Raw genomic sequence first — 937 nt, 5'->3', positions numbered from 1 at the left:
CACGGGAGGAACCCTGCGGCCCGACGCAGGATGATGCTTTGCACGGAGCAAGATCATCTTACAACAGATGATCCTGGGAGGTCTGATATGCCTGAGTACAATGAGGACGTGCTCCCCGACATCGATCTCTCCACACCCTCGATCGCGCCGTGCGCGACCATCGAGGGTCCGGAGGGCGCGGCGCTCGTCTGGATGTTGCGTCAGTCCGAACGCGCCCTGACGGCGACGTTCGATGAAGCCTGTCGCTCGGTCGGGCTTCGAGATGTGCGCGACACCCTCGTCCTCTCCGTCGCAGGAGACGGAGCAGGACATACCCAGACGGAGATCGCTCAGATCGTCGGTCTGGACAAGACCACCCTCGGCGGCATCATCGATCGCCTCGAGAACGACGGCCTCCTCGTGCGCACCGCGCACCCTTCGAACCGCAAGGTGCGCATCCCCACCACCACGCCGGCCGGAGCCGAGGTCTTGGCCGAGGCGAATCAGCTCGGACAGGAAGCGGTGGAGACTCTCATGTCGAGCTTCAGCGCCCCGGAGATCGCGGACCTCCGCTCCTTCCTCTGGCGCATCTCCTCTTCGCCGACCCCGTAGTCGACCGATCAGCCGCGTGCGAGATCTCAGCGCAGGCTGACATATCGGACCAGACAAGATCATCCGCAGTAAGATGATCCTCACCGCTGCACACGCTTCATCGCGCAGTCGGCACTCCTGTGTGGAGACAGGGATCCCCGTTGACCGTCCCGCTCAGACTCGACAGGCCATCGGGAGAATGGGCGAACTCACCGAAACCGAACGGCAGGTAGTTGTGGTGCTCGATCTCGCAAGACCGGTGGTGCTGTGTCGATGGGGGTCACCCGAGGGGATCATGGCTCTTCGAGCTCGCCGGGGGACATGCGCATGAACGACTGGTTGCAGACCTGGATGGATGCCGGGGAGA

Annotated in this window: 1 protein-coding gene; it reads left to right on the top strand. The window is 63.4% G+C overall.

Annotation, left to right across the window (positions count from 1 at the left end; translation table 11 throughout):
• Nucleotides 1-87 precede the first annotated feature (87 nt).
• Nucleotides 88-591, top strand: coding sequence for a MarR family winged helix-turn-helix transcriptional regulator (locus KZA10_RS16225; RefSeq protein ID WP_164743624.1), 504 nt, complete (start codon nucleotides 88-90; stop codon nucleotides 589-591).
• Nucleotides 592-937 lie beyond the last annotated feature (346 nt).

Source organism: Microbacterium sp. BF1 (assembly GCF_019279095.1).
Taxonomy (GTDB): Bacteria; Actinomycetota; Actinomycetes; order Actinomycetales; family Microbacteriaceae; genus Microbacterium; species Microbacterium maritypicum.
Note: the sequence above shows the minus strand (reverse complement) of the source record. Positions and strands in the feature narration are given on the sequence as shown.